At 47.3% G+C, this 577-nt stretch carries 1 protein-coding gene; it reads left to right on the forward strand.

Annotated elements, in window-relative coordinates; all coding sequences use genetic code 11:
* Positions 1–577: type III secretion system needle length determinant (locus R7040_RS28510; RefSeq protein WP_318097893.1), on the forward strand; the 577-nt coding region annotated here is incomplete at both ends.

Below are 577 nucleotides of genomic sequence, written 5' to 3' on the forward strand. Positions count from 1 at the left end.
CATCAACAACCGTTGCGTCTGCGGCTTCTGCGTCACTCGCCTCTCATCCTGTCACTTCAGCTGTGCACAAAACTGCAACTAAAACTGAAGTAAACAAGCATGAGGGTGACTCATCACTTGGCTTTAATTCGCGCAATTTGAAAACACCACTCCCGAATGATGAACATCCCAAAGCGAGCAAGGGTGAGCGCACGTTGCTAGATAGAGCCATGTTGGATTCAGAAAAAAGCAATGACAAGCCGATGCATCAACCAGTCACGACACCGATTACTCAAGGCGATGTGATTTTGAAAGGCATCTCGACCCCACAACCTACTCAACCAACTCGTGAAGTCAGCCAACTGATTCAGCAATTGGTGGATAAAGTGTACGTTGCCCTACCAACGGCATCGAATGAGAAAGAAGTACGATTGTTTCTGAGCGAAGGCCAACTCAAAGGTGGCGAAATCCACATCAAGTTAGATTCGCAAGGTTATAGCGTGACGATTCGACAAGAGCATGCGCTTTCCATCATCAATCAACAAGCAAGGCAAGATCTGGCAGAACGTTTAAACCGCATGGGTTTTGCACAGCCGTT

Source organism: Vibrio sp. 1069 (assembly GCF_033340555.1).